This window comes from Paenibacillus apiarius, from assembly GCF_017052585.1.
GTDB lineage: Bacteria > Bacillota > Bacilli > Paenibacillales > Paenibacillaceae > Paenibacillus_B > Paenibacillus_B apiarius.
On sequence record NZ_JAFFHZ010000002.1, the window covers coordinates 247337 to 263071 of the forward strand.

Annotated in this window: 11 protein-coding genes; 8 read left to right on the plus strand and 3 right to left on the minus strand. The window is 45.5% G+C overall.

The annotated features are described in order from the left end of the window. Position 1: 1 nt before the first annotated feature. The gene (locus tag JSQ80_RS27125) at positions 2–1600 is read right to left on the minus strand and encodes an ABC transporter substrate-binding protein (RefSeq protein WP_336245862.1); all 1599 of its coding nucleotides are present in this window, start codon (positions 1598–1600) and stop codon (positions 2–4) included. A gap of 579 nt (positions 1601–2179) precedes the next feature. Between JSQ80_RS27125 and JSQ80_RS27130 the strand changes: the two genes are divergently transcribed. Then, on the plus strand, positions 2180–2953 hold the full coding sequence (locus JSQ80_RS27130) for a class I SAM-dependent methyltransferase (RefSeq protein WP_272491218.1): 774 nt from the start codon (positions 2180–2182) through the stop codon (positions 2951–2953). 426 nt (positions 2954–3379) lie between these two features. Here the strand turns inward: JSQ80_RS27130 and JSQ80_RS27135 are convergent, their stop codons facing one another. Continuing rightward, on the minus strand, positions 3380–4312 hold the full coding sequence (locus JSQ80_RS27135; RefSeq protein WP_206097917.1) for a DNA-3-methyladenine glycosylase family protein: 933 nt from the start codon (positions 4310–4312) through the stop codon (positions 3380–3382). 291 nt (positions 4313–4603) lie between these two features. On the opposite strand from JSQ80_RS27135, the gene JSQ80_RS27140 reads away from it, so the two are divergent. Further along, positions 4604–5638, plus strand: a complete 1035-nt coding sequence (locus JSQ80_RS27140) for an efflux RND transporter periplasmic adaptor subunit (RefSeq protein WP_206097918.1) — start codon at positions 4604–4606, stop codon at positions 5636–5638. Position 5639: 1 nt separating this feature from the next. Then, on the plus strand, positions 5640–8735 hold the full coding sequence (locus JSQ80_RS27145; protein WP_206097919.1) for an efflux RND transporter permease subunit: 3096 nt from the start codon (positions 5640–5642) through the stop codon (positions 8733–8735). A 106-nt stretch (positions 8736–8841) separates the two neighbouring features. On the opposite strand, the gene JSQ80_RS27150 is transcribed toward JSQ80_RS27145, so the two are convergent. Continuing rightward, the gene (locus JSQ80_RS27150) at positions 8842–10674 is read right to left on the minus strand and encodes an ABC transporter ATP-binding protein (RefSeq protein ID WP_206097920.1); all 1833 of its coding nucleotides are present in this window, start codon (positions 10672–10674) and stop codon (positions 8842–8844) included. 698 nt (positions 10675–11372) lie between these two features. Here JSQ80_RS27150 and JSQ80_RS27155 point away from each other — a divergent pair. From JSQ80_RS27155 to JSQ80_RS27175, 5 genes are all read left to right on the plus strand, one after another. Beyond that, the gene (locus JSQ80_RS27155) at positions 11373–11942 is read left to right on the plus strand and encodes an RNA polymerase sigma factor (RefSeq protein ID WP_206097921.1); all 570 of its coding nucleotides are present in this window, start codon (positions 11373–11375) and stop codon (positions 11940–11942) included. 72 nt (positions 11943–12014) lie between these two features. Then, positions 12015–12521, plus strand: a complete 507-nt coding sequence (locus tag JSQ80_RS27160; protein WP_206097922.1) for a MauE/DoxX family redox-associated membrane protein — start codon at positions 12015–12017, stop codon at positions 12519–12521. Between the two features lie 17 nt (positions 12522–12538). Next, a complete protein-coding gene (locus JSQ80_RS27165) occupies positions 12539–13147 on the plus strand; it encodes a peroxiredoxin family protein (protein WP_206097923.1) in 609 nt (202 codons plus the stop codon). Positions 13148–13316: 169 nt separating this feature from the next. Continuing rightward, positions 13317–13766 carry an SgcJ/EcaC family oxidoreductase gene (locus JSQ80_RS27170; protein WP_206097924.1) on the plus strand — a complete coding sequence of 150 codons (450 nt, stop codon included), beginning with the start codon at positions 13317–13319 and terminating at the stop codon, positions 13764–13766. A gap of 442 nt (positions 13767–14208) precedes the next feature. After that, on the plus strand, positions 14209–15489 hold the full coding sequence (locus JSQ80_RS27175; RefSeq protein WP_206097925.1) for a helix-turn-helix domain-containing protein: 1281 nt from the start codon (positions 14209–14211) through the stop codon (positions 15487–15489). Positions 15490–15735: the final 246 nt, after the last annotated feature.

The window sequence follows — 15735 nt, forward strand, 5'->3', positions numbered from 1 at the left end:
GTTATTCAGCCAACCGGAGCTTTTCCCATGCCATCGGTTTGAATGTAGTCGCTCCTAACTGCACGTCCGAGATACGGTTGTTCACCACAAACAAGTCATCGGGGTAAAATAGCGGCACGCTCATTGCTTCTTCTTTCATCAACCGAAAAATTTCATCATAGGTTTGGAACCGCTCTTCGTTGGTAAGAGCCGCGGCTGCACGGTCAATCAGAGCGCTTAACCGATCTGTGCCGAAGGCAACCGCCGGAATTTCATTTGTTTGGTAAAAAAGCGCCCTCAGAAAGCTGAGCGGATTGAAGGCATCGGCATACGATCGGTAGATGAGCAAATCGTAATCTTTGTTTTTCCACAATGCATCGTAATAGGAAGCCTGTTCCAAGACCTTGATCTCTGCGTGAATTCCGACTTTGGACAATTGGTCCTGAACCGCTTCAGCCAACGGCTTCCATTCAGGAAACTCCTCGGTTTGCAGAACAAGTGACAAGATGAGACTCTTTCCTTCCTTTTCTACCGTTCCATCCCGGTTCGCATCCGTCCAGCCTGCCTCGCTAAGGAGCTGCTTGGCCATCTCCGGATTGTATGGATAGCCTTGATTGCCGCCCTCGGAGACATAGGCATTTGTTGCCGGAAGGATGCCGCTTGCCGGGCTGCCCGCGCCGTCAAACAAATGGTGTGCGATGGACTGCTTGTCTACAGCATAATTAAGCGCCTGCCGCACCTTCTTATCAGCAAGCGCCGCATTTTCTCCATTCACGACAAGGAAGTAAGAAGCGGTTCCCTTTTGGGCAACCAGCTTGGTCTTCTCACCGTTTTTCAGCAGCGGTAAGCTTTCCAGCGGAATTTTGCTGACTTCGCCTCCCGCAATATCAATGGTGCCATTCTGTGCGGCTAGGACGCGTGTGTGAGCATCCGGAACCACCTTGAACGTGAGCTTGTCCATTCCGGATTTTTTGCCCCAATAGTTAGGATTAGGCTTTAACATAGTCTGGACATCCTGCTTATATTCATCCAGCACCCACGCTGCCGTGCCGATCGCCTTCACGAACTTGCCCTCCGGATCACCAGCCGGTTCGACGGATGTCGGGCTCATAATGCGGAACGGCCTTGGGTAGGAAAGCTCCGTCAGCGTTAAATCATTATGCTGTGTAAACGTAAGTTTGACTGTAAACTCATCTAACACTTCGACCGATTTCATATTTTTCGAAGTCAACAGCCAATCATGCTCAGGTTTATTTGCCCATCGTTGCACCGAGAACTTCACTGCTTCAGCATTGAAAGGCGTGCCATCAGAAAATAGGACATCCTTGCGTAAATGAAACGTATACGCTTTGCCATCCGGCGAAATCTCCCAAGACTCCGCCAAAGCGGGTTGGATCTCCCCTTTTGCTCCATACTCAACCAGCGAATCGTAAATTATCGGGTAAGCTTGCATCATTCCTTCATAAGAAGCCGCATCCAATCGGCTGATTCCACTATCCGTACTGCTTGCGACGGTAATCACTTTGGCTTCGGATGAATCCGGCTTGGAAGATTGCTGCGCACATCCGGCAGTGGCGGCAACCGCCACCATTAGAATGATCCATGTTGTCTTTATTTTCACAGTCTCTCTTCTCCCTGCTATATAAGTTGATCTGTTGAAGTTTCCTAACTTTCTCAAGAAATTGGAGAGTCGATGCTCTCCCCGTTCGCGTTTCCAATCACTCTCCCCTCCAGTCAGCAGCAACGAATCCGGCATCGCCCTGGCGTGCTATGGTACGGCCTAACGAATGAAGTAACCGCGGGCAGGAGCGTCCCCAACTGCAATTATGCATTTGAAACTTCCCTTTTCACGTCTTACGTCACGATGGACTGCAAAAGAGCAGTTACTCTTCACACAATCGCACAAATATTGGTAAATATACTCATTTTGAAATGCACAATTGCAGTACAACCGCCGTAAAAATCGGTATTGCACGAAAGCAACTGCACTTTGCATTTCGCCGGCTCCTCTCCTGTCTGCCCGCCCAAAAGCTCAGTATCGAACGAGCTTCGCTGCACTACCATTGGCATGAGCGACTGGATCACAAATGTGTTCTTTCTTCCGTTCAACTTATTTTTCTGTTTAGTAAAAAAAAGCTTGCCCTCCTTAATCGTAATGATTACTATTATATGAGCGCGTTTAAAAACCTGTCAATACAAAATGGACAAGCTGAAGGAGGAAATGATGGAAACGAAACACCGTTCTCAACAATATTGGGATGAAAGCGCCGAGGTTTATAATGATATCGTATTGGATGAGCTTAACAGCTTTAAAGCTCCGGCATGGAGGGCCATCATCGAGCGGCATATCGGGAGTAAAGGGGGGCTTGATGTGCTGGATGCCGGTACCGGACCCGGTTTTTTTGCGATTCTGTTGAGCGGTATGAATCATGAAGTAACGGCTGTCGATTCATCGCCGCTCATGCTTAAGCAGGCGCAATTCAACGCCTCCCGCGCCGGGGTTGCCGCGCATTTTATACAAGGAGACATTAGCGCTCCTCCCTTCCCGGAAGCCAGCTTCGACGTCATTATAAGCCGCAATGTAACCTGGACCCTGCCACAGCCTGCCGCAACATACGAAGCATGGCATAGCCTGCTGCGTCCGGGCGGGAAAATCGTTATATTCGACGCGAATTGGAATAAACATCTTGTCGATGAAGCGCAGCACAAGCGCTATATGGAAGATTGCGATACCGCAAGAAGGATGGGTTATGGCATAGAACTGGAAGAAAGCCTTGAGCGCGAAGGCGATGAAATAACGCTTAAGCTGCCGCTCACCTTTGAGCAGCGTCCGGACTGGGATATGCGATCACTGGAGAAAATCGGTTATAAGGAAATTGTCTGCAATTGGGGATTTGACGAGTCTATCTACACGGAAAGCGAAAAAGTGCTGAACAGAACGACGCCCATGTTCTCCATTGTCGCTGCAAAGTGAGTTAACCGATGTATGGATTTACAAATTGGGGAAAAACAGCTTGTCCTTCTTCGGGGGCAAGCTGTTTTTGAACGAATAGTTGGGCAATTTATCGGAATTGAATTGTTACGGTGTCGACGCCAACACGTATTTCATTTTCATAAATTCAAACCGTCCCCCGTTGGTTGCCTGCATAAATGTATTCAACGGAGTAAAGCCCGCTCTCTTGTACACCTTGATGGATGGTATATGAGTTCGTTATCATACCAATACCTCTTTCCTTCATACTAGCCCTTCACCTCTGCAAAAGCTCTTACCGGAAATATGCTTCTCTGCTCATGGCTCTCGCCTTATGAAGCTCTAGCAAATTTTCTCATTTTGTTTATAGCAAGCATAAATTGGATTGCGAAATACGTCAAACCTATAATAGATTTCGTTTTCATCCGGTTATTTGGAGTGTTGCTCCGCAAGTTCCTCGGTCTGCAGCTGAAACCACCAGAGAAAGGCCGCCCATCCCCTCCACGGGGCCCATCGCTCCGCCAGTTGCCGCACTTGCTCCTCCCTAGCTTTTTTTCCGATTCCATAGGTTCGGCCGATGATGGATTGCAGTCCCGCATCCGCTGCCGGGATTGCATCCGGAAACCCGAGTCCGCGCATAAGCACGGACTCTGCCGTCCACCTGCCCACACCCTTGTATTTCATCAAGGTGTTGCACGCCAGGCTATAATCAACGTTGCGCAGCTCCGGCAGGTTCAACTCACCGCTGGCAACCGCTTGTGACACGGTTATAATGGTTCTCGCCTTTTGATGACTCATTTGAATGTCTCGCAGTGCTCCTTCTTTAAGCATCGCAACGTCTCCGGGCTGTGGAAACACCCCGTACTCCGCTTCGTCATGCGCAATCTGTCGACCGCATAATTCCACAAAAGCGAGCTTCAGCTTGCGCGCAAATCGCACATGAACCTGTTGCCCGATAATGGCCCAGATGAGCGCTTCATAAGGATCCGCGACAAGCACCGGACGCAGGCCGCGATAGTTCTGCATAAGGCGTCCAAGTATCGGGTCATGAGCGTAAAGACCGTGAAAAGATGAGGGTTCTGTCTCTAGCGTAAACGTCCGTCTCACCCATGACACGGCCTTATCTGCGATCTCCTTGCTTATCTGTTCCCCGATTAATTGCAGATGCAGCGTCGTATGTTCGATTGGCCCCGTGCTTGTAATCTGAACGAGCACATCCGAGCCTGCAAAAGTTAGCACGCGGGAATACCGCTGTTGATTCACTCGTTCTAATATGGCTGCAGTCGACGAGCGAAGATAGGCCAGAGCCAACCCAAAATTGTACGGGCGCGCAGGCGTTATGTCAGTCTCAAAGATGTTCATTCCGCTTTACCTCCAGTTGCTGTACACTATTTTCTTATTTTCCCCATCCCATATATCGAAATTCAAATACCCGTGAGTTCCGGTCATCCCAGTATAAGATGCAATAGCTTCGACCAGCATCGAAATGTGGATGTTAATCGTATTTTCTTCTAGTAAAAATGGTGCCTCGTTGTACCTTTCTATATGAAACTGTGATAGATTTATCACGTATAACTATTTAACTTTCTTTTTTTTGGAACTACTTCCCATCACAGGGGCAATCCGTATATTGCAAAAGGAGTGGTATAAATCTTGAAAAAACATTGGCTGGGCGCCAGCGTGCTAGCATTAGCGCTAAGTGCCGCATTAACAGGTTGCACCCCACAACCCGAACAACCGCTGCAAGGAGCACAGGAAAAAGAAACTCCCGTTCAAGTCGCTCCGATTGAGATTGGGGCTCTTAGCTTGCAGAATGAAATTATCGGAACAGCCAACCCGAACAAAACCATCGACATCATTCCGAAACTGAACGGCGAACTGATTAAATTAAATGTAAAAAAGGGGGATTACATCAATAAGGGAGCTTCTCTGGGCAGCATCAACGCAGAGGACTTGGAAATCCAGCTGCAATTGGAACAATTCGCGTTAGAGCAGGCGCAGGATCAATATAAAACTACGCATAACGCTGCCCCGGCGGAAATGGAACTGGATCAAGCGAAGCGAAGCGTCGAGCAAGCCCGGCTGCGGGTGAAACAAGCCCAGAACCGGGTAGATGACGCCTATCTGAAGGCTCCGATCAGCGGGCGAGTCATTCGCGTCGCTGCCGAAGAAGGGGGATTCGTCACGTCAACTTCCCCCCTGTTTACCATCGTATCCACCAATCCGGTTACGTTAACGGCCAATGTCAGCGCCAACCAAATGCTGCTGCTGCAGAACAGGAAGGAAGCGAAGGTGGAAATTCCTGATTTGGGAAAATCCTTCTCCTCCAAGATTACATACCTGTCCCCTATAGCCAACGAATCCGGCTTCTATACATTGGAAGCGCAAGCGGACAATAAGGGCGATGAGATTAAACCGGGGATGATTGCGAAATTTATTGTCGATCAAGAGCTCATGAAAGACGCCCTTCTCGTACCTACCGAATCCATTGTGGAGAAAAACGGATCGGCACATCTATTCATCGTGAAAGACGGCCGCGCAGTCGAAAAAGCCGTCAAGGTATTGGAGTCGCAGACGAAAATGTCAGCCGTAAAAGGCGATCTCAAAAAGGACGATCAAGTCGTCGTTAAAGGTCAGATCACGTTAAACGATGGCAACAAAGTGAAGATCATCGAGGAGGCGCGATAACGTGAAAATCATTGACCTCTCCGTTAAGCGTCCAATCGGTGTCATCATGATCGTGCTCGCCATTATAGCGCTCGGCTTGATCAGCTTGCGGAACCTCGCGATCGACTTGTTTCCAAAGATCGATCTGCCGATTGCCGTGGTTGCCACTTCTTATCAAGGAGCGGCGCCCGAGGAAATCGAGAAATTGATTTCGCGGCCGCTGGAATCCTCCTTAAGCACCATCCAAGGGATTGATACGGTCTCCTCGCAATCGCAAGCCAACTCATCCCTGGTCATGCTGAAATTCAAAACCGGCACCAATATGGATAATGCTTTAATTGACGTGCGGGAAAAAGTCGATCAAATGAAAAGTATGCTGCCTGAAGCCGCCAACGATCCGACCGTGCTCCGCTTTGACCCGAACCAAATGCCCATCATCACTTTGGGACTGACGGGAGCACAGCCGGAGAAGCTGCAGGAGATTGCTGACAACAGCATTATCCCCTTCCTTGAACGGGAAAACGGCGTTGCCTCCGTCTCCGTCCAAGGCGGAAAAACACGGGAAATTCTCGTCGAACTGGACCGCGCGAACCTGGCCCGCTACGGCACTACGCCTTCACAGGTGGTGCAGGCGCTGAATATGGAGAACAAATCAGCGGCGGCGGGAACTGTTCCGAAGGGTGTGCAGGATCTTCAAATCCGCATTAAAGGCGAATACTCTTCCGTGGAAGAAATTCAGCAAACTTTAATCCATCTGCCTAACGGCGGTCAGATTCAAGTTAGCGACGTAGCCAGGGTCACCGATACGTTCAAGAAGCAAAATTCGCTTACGCTGGTTAACGGCAGCCCTGCGCTTGTATTATCGGTGCAGAGACAATCGGACGCGAACACGGTGGCGGTGGCGGATCATATTTACAAGGCAATGGACAAGCTGGAAGCGAAGCTGCCGCAAGGAATCGAGCTAAAGATGGTATCGGACACCTCCATTTTTATCCGTCAATCGATGGATAGTGTCGTCAGCAATATGCTCAGCGGCGGCTTTCTGGCGATATTGATTTTGATTTTATTTTTGCGCAGCGTCCGCTCAACGTTTGTTATCGGCATATCGATGCCGATCGCCATCATATCCACCTTTACGCTCATGCATTTTACAGGGCAAACGCTCAATGTCATTTCCATGGGCGGCCTTGCGCTCGGAATCGGGATGATGGTAGACAACTCCATTGTCATATTGGAAAATATTTTTACGTATCGGCAAAAAGGAATGTCTATGAAAGAAGCCGCCGTCAAAGGAGCTTCCGAGCTGGCTTCCGCCGTAATCGCGTCCACCATGACGACGTTGGTCGTGTTCTTGCCAATCGTGTTCGTGCAAGGAATTACGTCGGATATATTCCGGCCGCTGGCTTTAACGGTCTGCTTCTCCCTTATTGCTTCTCTCGTCGTGGCGATAACGCTCATTCCGATGCTGTCTTCCAAGCTGGTACCCGAGAAGAAGAAGGCAAAGGCGGAGAAGAAGGGCTGGTATACCCGCTTTTTTGGTCTCTTTATTACGTTCTACAAAAAAATATTGCGTTGGGTGCTCGGACACCGCAAAACGACGGTATTCGGCACGTTTGTGTTGTTAATCGGGAGTTTCTTCCTCGTTCCATTCATTGGCATGGAGTTCATGCCAGGCGGCGATCAGGGCCAAATCCAAATCACCGTTCAGACGCCAAGCGGCACGAATCTGGAGGAAACCAAAAAAATAGCTGACAAAGTATCCTTATTGCTAAAGCCATATGAGAAGGTAATCGACACCGCGTCGGAATCGATCGGCGGAGGTGGCGGCCCGTTCGGAGGAAGCGCCAATTCAGCGACATTTATGATTCAGCTGGTTCGAGCAACCGAACGGGAGATTACAACGGCCGAGATGATGCGGCAATTAACGGAAGCGGCCGGAGAATTAGCCGGAGCGGAGATTACCGTTTCTGCGATGGAGTCCGGGTTCGGAGCGGGGGCTCCGATCCAAATCAGATTAAACGGGCAAGAGCAAGATGTGCTGGAGGAAGTCGCCAATCAAGTCGTGTGGCTCATTTCAGAGATCGGTGGCGTCTATAATGCAGAATCATCTGCTGCAGAAGGAAATGCCGAGTTGAATATTACTATCGACCGGAGCTTGGCCGCTAAATATGGATTGACCTACCAGCAAATCATGAACGAAATTTCGCTTGCGATTAATGGGCAGTTGGCGACGCAATACCGGGAGGGCGGCAATGAATATGATGTGCGAGTCATCATGCCTGAAGAGAGCCGTTCAAGCATTGCGGCGCTAAATACGTTAACGATTCAATCGCAGAGCGGCAGATTGGTTCCGCTGTCCGACGTGGCTGAATTCAACCAGCTTCAAGGTCCTGTCATGATTCAGCGTGAAAATCAACAGCGGCAAATCAACGTTACCGCCGATATTTCGGGAAGAGATTTGGGCAGCATCTCCACCGAAATTGAACAAACGCTGCAAGCGATGAACTTCCCAGAAGGATATTCCTACTCGATGGGCGGCCAAACCGAGGATATGATGGAATCCTTTATCGATCTCGGCATCGCGCTTATCTTTTCCATTTTCTTGGTCTATGTCGTGATGGCGGTTCAATTCGAGTCCCTGCTCTATCCGTTCATTATTATGTTCGCCATGCCGACGACCTTCACGGGTGTCATGCTGGGCTTGTTCATCACCAAAACTCCGTTAAGCGTAACCGCCCTAATCGGAGTCATTATGCTTGCGGGCATTGTCGTGAACAACGCGATTATTCTGGTCGATTATATCAATATTTTGCGCAGAAGCGGACTGGAGCGGGCAGAGGCCATTATGCAAGGCGCGCCAAGCCGGATACGGCCGATATTCATGACCACCTTGACGACCGTGCTCGGTTTGCTGCCGCTTGCGCTCGGCATCGGCGAAGGCGCGGAAATGCAGGCTCCCCTCGCCATCGTCGTTATATTCGGCTTGTCTTGCTCGACCATCTTTACCTTGCTGCTGGTGCCGGTCATGTATACGTATCTGGACGATTTTTCGAACTGGATCAAACGGCTGTTCACGAGAAAGAACAAAGCAGACAAGACAACGGAAATAACCGTGTAAGCCAGTTTCTATTAAAATGTGAAAACCTCCAGCACCGCTATACAGCAGGCTGGAGGTTTCCTTATATCAGAACATTTATTAATTGTTTTTACCAAATTGCATGAAGTTAATTCACTGCTGCGAATTGAAATCCTTCCGCTTGAATGTTGAACATATCCGCATACTCTCCGTTTAAACGCATAAGCTCGGCATGAGTTCCTTGCTCAATAATACGGCCGCTCTTCATCACTAATATAAGATCCGCATTGACACAGCTGCTTAATCGATGCGATATCATAATGGTTGTTTTGCCGACAGATAATTCCGCGAACGTCTTGTACAGATTCGCTTCTGCCATCGGGTCTAACGAAGCGGCTGGCTCATCCAAGATGATTATGTCGGCATCGCGAAAGAAGGCGCGGCTGATCGCAATTTTTTGCCATTGCCCCCCGGACAATTCGGTCCCCCCGTAGAAGCTTCGTCCCAAGATCGTATCATAAGCGCACGGCAGCTTGGAAATAAAAGAATGAGAATCCCCTTTCATAGAGGCTGCAATCATTTTATCATCCATTTCCAAATGCTCAACTCTGCCAAAACCGATATTCTCGCGCGCGGTTAATTCATACTTGGCAAAATCCTGAAATACAGCGCTAACATGCTGCATCAGCTCTTTCGCCGGAATATGCTTCAAATCAACATTCTCATACGTGATGCTGCCCTTATAAGATCGGTACAATCCGAGCAAACATTTAACTAGCGTGCTTTTTCCGGCTCCATTATTGCCGACAATCGCGACTTTTTGGCCCGGTTCGATTTGAAACGATATTTGATCAAGTATGATCGGCCCGTTCTCCTCATAGGAAAATTGCAAATTTTCTACCTTTATCCCCTTGTCACTCATCGCAGGAAACGCAACCTCTGTTCCTTGCGGCTCATCCTCGGGCTTTATCTCAAGTGGATATTCTAAAAAGTCAATTAAGTCTCGAAGCTGTAAACTATTTTCGTATAGGGATGAAATGGACAGAGCGATGCTAAGGACAACGCCTTGTATCATCATAAAAGCCTGTGAAATCGCCATATATTCGCCGATGCTAAGTTTTTGCTTGGTCCCCATCCAAATAATAAAAGCTAAATTAAGGCTGATGAGAATAGCGCTTATACCGTCAATTCCGAAACGATATGCATTTGTTTTTATTTCAAAAGACAACATCTTCTTCGCATAAGACTCAAAAAGCTGTTTCCAACGTTGAATCAGATGATCTTGCAGCTGAAACAACCGGATTTCTTTGGCAGTGTCGCGGCCCTTTAACAAATTCAAATAATATTGCACGCGTCTGGACAATGGCGTTGCTTCTTTAAGCAGGCTATATCTCATTTTGCCAATATACGCATTTATAACAAGCGGCAATGCGGCCAGCAGAAGAACCGTTATTCCCGCCAGCCAGTGAAATGTTGTCAATATTCCCACTACCGTCGTAAATGTAATTATATATTGGAGCATGCTTAACGGGCCATTCAGCATCTCGACTACCCGTTGGCTTTGACCCGATGATGCCCGCATCAAATGGTCGTAAAACTTGCTGTTCTCAAAATACGAAAGTGAAATGACGGAAGTTTTGCCGACTATTCTTTTTTCCACTTCATAGTTGATTTGCTGCTGCATTTTCGCATTGTTGATTAGCTCAATCGTAGTAATCATTTTGTCAAGTAAAAGCAGTCCGGTCTGGGCTGCCAGATAATAATAAACGATATGCGCATCCGACTGCCCGTTCGCTTGAAAAATATGATTGATGGAATCTACCAGCTCTTTCGTAATAAGCAGCTGTACGCTAGGTATAAGGGCGTGCACTAATTTGCTTCCCAGCATCAGGACGATTCTGAACCAAACTAATTTCCAAAAATAACTTAGAAATACAAATATATTTTTTATCGTCTCTGAAAAATGTTTCAGTTTTTTCATATGCGCACCTGTCGCCTGTTTTAATAGAGATCGCTGACAAACAGCAGGTGTCTATCAGCGATCACAGTTGTCTTCCCGCAAAACAACCTTTAATTAATTAGTAAAGATAGTAAGACGCTAGTGTGTAAGCCCTAACAGCTTCCATGAAAACATTCTTTAGAGAGACCTCTACGGAAGCGGTTACTACCCGCCTGAGTTAAAACACCGCCGGAAGACCTAGGATCATTACCGCAACCACAGCACGTATACGATTCCCAGTCGCAATATACGTAAGCGGTATCAGATGAATCAACCACACAATTAAAATAATACGTGCAAGACGTTCGAGTTGCAGAAATAACTGGTATCATAAGATTTTTATCCTCCTTTTTTTGTTGTTTTGCGGGACCCACTTGATGACCACTCTATAATGTTAAACACAACAACAATCAAAATAATCACAATATTTTATACGAAAAGAAAATAAAAGATAATTTTCTATATTTAGTCATGTAAGTATTTACTTTAATTCAAAATGGATTATACTTATATAAAATCCCAATAATTCACATCAAAAAAAAGGGAGGGGGTTACTACTATTACCGCATTTTCGATAAAACTGAAATCAACTTTTACAATTCTTTCAGCAAACATTGAAGGCCTACCCTTACTCTTCTAGCTTTTTAATGTAAAGTGGGGTGAAGTTTTTGAGGACAAATATGCTTGTTAAAGAGTTATATGTTTGTTTCAGCAAAGATTTTAATAGCCTGGATGATGAGCTGCAAAAAAATATATATGACCATTTTTTCTATATAAACTACAAAACGGTATTTTCTTTTGTTCGCAACCATTATTCAACGGAAGATATTATACAAGAGGCTTTTATTCGCGTCATTCGTAAACCGCCAAAATATGTAAACGACAAGCAGCTTATTTCATGGATTTTCACATTAACTCGAAACGTAACCTTAAATTACATACGAAAAAACCGCCGCCAAAATCAATGTATAAATATCGATGATCTAACAACTCAAATCGTTGATAAACATAATATTACGGATATGGTAGTAATGAGAAGGTGCACATTCCACACCATTATGAGCAAGCTGAACACGTTGAAGCCAACATATAAACAGGCTCTATATCTTCAAGTCATCGAACAGCTTACATACAAAGAGATAGCGGCAAAGCTTCATGTCACCGAAGGAGTCGTCAGGCAAACCTTATATCGCGCCAGAAAGGAAATGAGGGAGCGGCTAGAACAGGAGTGGAGCGAAGCCATCATGTGAGTATTTCGTCTTTTCATGTGTTATATGGATGAGAGAGGTTCATATATGTACACCAGATCAAGGAGGTATTATATGACTTTATTCATTTTTATGAGAGTGTTCTTGGCAACGATCATGATTGCAGCCGCATGTTTAAAGCTATTATCGATTCCATCTTTTAAAAGAACGTTGCTTCAGCTTGGCATTTTTGTTAGAAATCCTTTAATTGGGGTTTTAGTTATTGTTGGCCTTGAATTCGCAACAGGTATTCTAATGTTTTGGGATGCCGTGCATCGATGGGGATTGTTATTGAATGTGATCCTGATAGCAGGATACTGCTGGGCGGTATGGCGAACCGCCCGCACTAAGATGGCCATCACCTGCAACTGTTTTGGAGATCTGATGCCCGATCAACTAGGAAAGAAAACCGTTTACCGGATTGCGCTGCTCTTTTTGGTCACGATAGCGCTTTATTGGGGAGATACCTCCATCAAAAACACAGACGGATTCGAGATTCTGATTGCGATGTTGATAAGTATTGCCGTTCTTGCATTTACTGCCTTAAGCAAGTCATTTATCGATTACAAAAAAATCGTATAGATGGGATGGGAAAATAGATGTCCATATTTGTTCAATTATCAATCGCCGTTCAATGGGTTCTTATTATCGCTCTTGTTTATTTTGTGACTTATATTTTTCGAAAAAGCTATGAGGCTGTATCCATAAATCAAGCGATGGCTAATGCTCCTCAACATAGCAGCTTAGAAATCGGTGATGTATTCCCTCGTCTGGAACTTCCTTCTATCTTAAATGAAATCATTCATTTAAAACAACCCGCTCATGAGGGAACGATATTGTTAGTAAGCGTATATGGCTGTGATGGCTGCGAAGAGCTGTATCCAAACATAAATCAGATTGCAAAATCTTTTTCCGCTTATCAGGTTATTACGATTATAATAGCTCCGATTGAGGAAGTGGTGAAAAAACAAAACAAGTACAAACTAGAAACGCCTATACACCAGCTTGATTTACACGAAATGCATTTATATGGAACGAGCACGTTTCCGTTCGCATATATACTCTCTCCTGATGGGATCGTAATGAACAAAGGAACGATTAATGGTGAGGAAGGAATTAGAATTCTTATCAATAACGATGCGGAGAAGTTCCGGCAAGCAAGTGAAGTCAGTTCTTCAACACCCGACCAACACAGTTTGTCAGTATAACCCCCTATCATCACCTGTAACCTAACCGAGTCTAATGTGCTTTGCACAGATTCATGGCGAGCATTGAGCTCGTATTGTAATATAAAAAAGTTCCAGATGAATAATATTGCGTTGAATTGGAAAACGTGAAACACAGAAGTATATAAGATAGGCTGTGGAGGCAATAATCATGCAATCTTCTGTACCGAATGAAGTCCGCGCATTATATCAACAACTAATAGAGGCTTGGAACAATCGCAGTGCCCGCGCAATGGCTGAGCTGTTCGCAGAGGAGGGCGAGCTTATCGGTTTTGATGGGAGCCAGGTGCTTGGAAGGAATGAGATCTTCGCGCACCTCGAGCCCCTCTTTGAACACCACCCTACTGCTATATTTGTAAGCAAAGTGAAAAATGTGCGGGTATTGGGATCTGAGATCGCGCTTGTGCGAGCTATAGCAGGGATGGTGCCTCGTGGACAATCAGACCTCAATCCTGATGTCAACGCACATCAAACATTGGTTGCCGTTAAAGACGAGGGAAATTGGCGCATTCAACTTTTTCAAAACACCCCGGGTCAGTTTCATGGGAGACCTGAATTAGCCGAACAAATGACAGAAGAGTTACGACAGCTGCTTGAATGAGTCCGCGGTTTAGCGGAACCTTTTGTCCCCTCCCCATTTTTTCAACTTGGATAAGGGAGAACTGGAGCGTTTGAAGTGCATTTTGGCAGTTTATTTTCCGAAATACCACTCTTTTTGGCTTTTGAACTGCAAATGTGCATTTCAAAAGAACGAAATTACCATTATTTATGCGATCCCGAGAAAAATAACTGCACTTTTGCATTCTAGCGTGACGAAAAAGGTAAAAAGGGAGCTTTAAGATGTATATTTGCAGTTAAAGACGCTTCCTCCGCCTATTTCACCAACTTGGGCGATGAGGGAAGTGTAGCGTTAATGCTGCTCCAATGGAAGAACGGTTGGATAGGCCGAATCGAGAGAGGCCTATACCTTACGTTTACTAAAACAAGGTGGTAAAATATAGGTGGTCAATTATTTGAGAACCAAAATGAAGGTGCGGGTATGAGTGAGTGATGTGATTCAGATTCAGACCATTGGGGAATTGATTCACCAGTACAGGCGTGAAGCTGGCTTGACCTTATCTCAGTTGTCAGACATGACAGGCGCTCATAAAGGCACGATATCAAGAATTGAAAACGGGGATGTCAAGAGACCCGAATTTCAGACCGTCCATCCCCTAGCATCTGCATTAGGAATACCCTTCGAAGACATCGTCGAACGTTACATAGAGATTGATAAACGGGCAGATTCCCTGCAAACCATTTTGCAGGCTGTCATTCAGTCTGGCAATACTGAACTTATTAATAAGGTTGCCTTGAAGTTCTTGGAATCCTCAAGCGAAGACAGCTATAGTCTTGTTGAGCGTCTTTATGCGCTGGCCGATGCTATCGAAGATAAACCAATCAGATTATCGTTGTACAGGCTGCTCATTCATTACTCCCGCAATCACGGCATCATGTCATTTCTTGCAAAGGGGTTATTCCAAGCGTATCTAATTGAAAGAGACGATTTCAGCAAATTAGAGGCCACCTACCAGTCTGGAAAGCATATTTTGAATTACAGCAATTTTTTGTCTCATGAAGAGAAGGTATCTCTCTACTATAAACTTGGCGTTCATGCTTTTAACCTCAGATTGTTCCAGGACAGCATTGAATTGTGTAACAAGGTCCTAGAAGAAGATCCAACAGACAGCTTATTTAAGGTTAACTCTACCGGAATACTTAGAGATTCTCACTACTATCTCGAAAACTATGATCTATCAGATAAATATTCCATTCAGTATAGCAATTTCAATCAACCTCACGTCAAAGAAAACGTCCTGTTAATGGAAGCTGCCTTACATGCGAAAAAAGGAGACGTTTGCCTCGCACTATCACAACTTCAGTCAGCATTGAAAAGTTGCGGTGAAAGTTCACGGCTCCATGTGATTAATCAGCTTTTAACGTTGTATCTGGATCAAGGGAACCTGTCTGCCATCCCAAAACTTTTGGAAATGGAAGAGAGTGTAGTATCTGTCCCATATTCTACACCGTACAAGCAATCGAGATTGGCACAGTTTTTTAAATTAAAGGGAGATTTTTATGTAGCTAACGGCGACTTAGAAAAAGGTGTAGCAAGCTATTTAGAAAGCGCTCATCAGTATACAAAAGTTAACGATTCTGTAAAAGAAAGAGAATGTATGAATTGCATCATAAACCTTCATATACGTGATAACAAGGTTATGGATCTCAATATTTTAAATAAATTATCCAATTATTACAATCGTACTGTTAGCAATGAAACTTAACAGGAGGGATGCACGTGAAACATCGTATCAGGAATTTATACTTCAGTGCTTTGGTCTTATCGACTGTTCTTATTGTAGACATGCTGGTAGCGTTAAATGATAATTTGGGAGATCATGGATGGTAGCAGAGAGTACCTAATCAGGTACTCTTTTTGTGTGGTGATCTTTGTAAAATAACGTCGAAAGTTACACGATTCTCAAAATACTGGATTCTATACAACATATATTACAATGGGTACAACTATA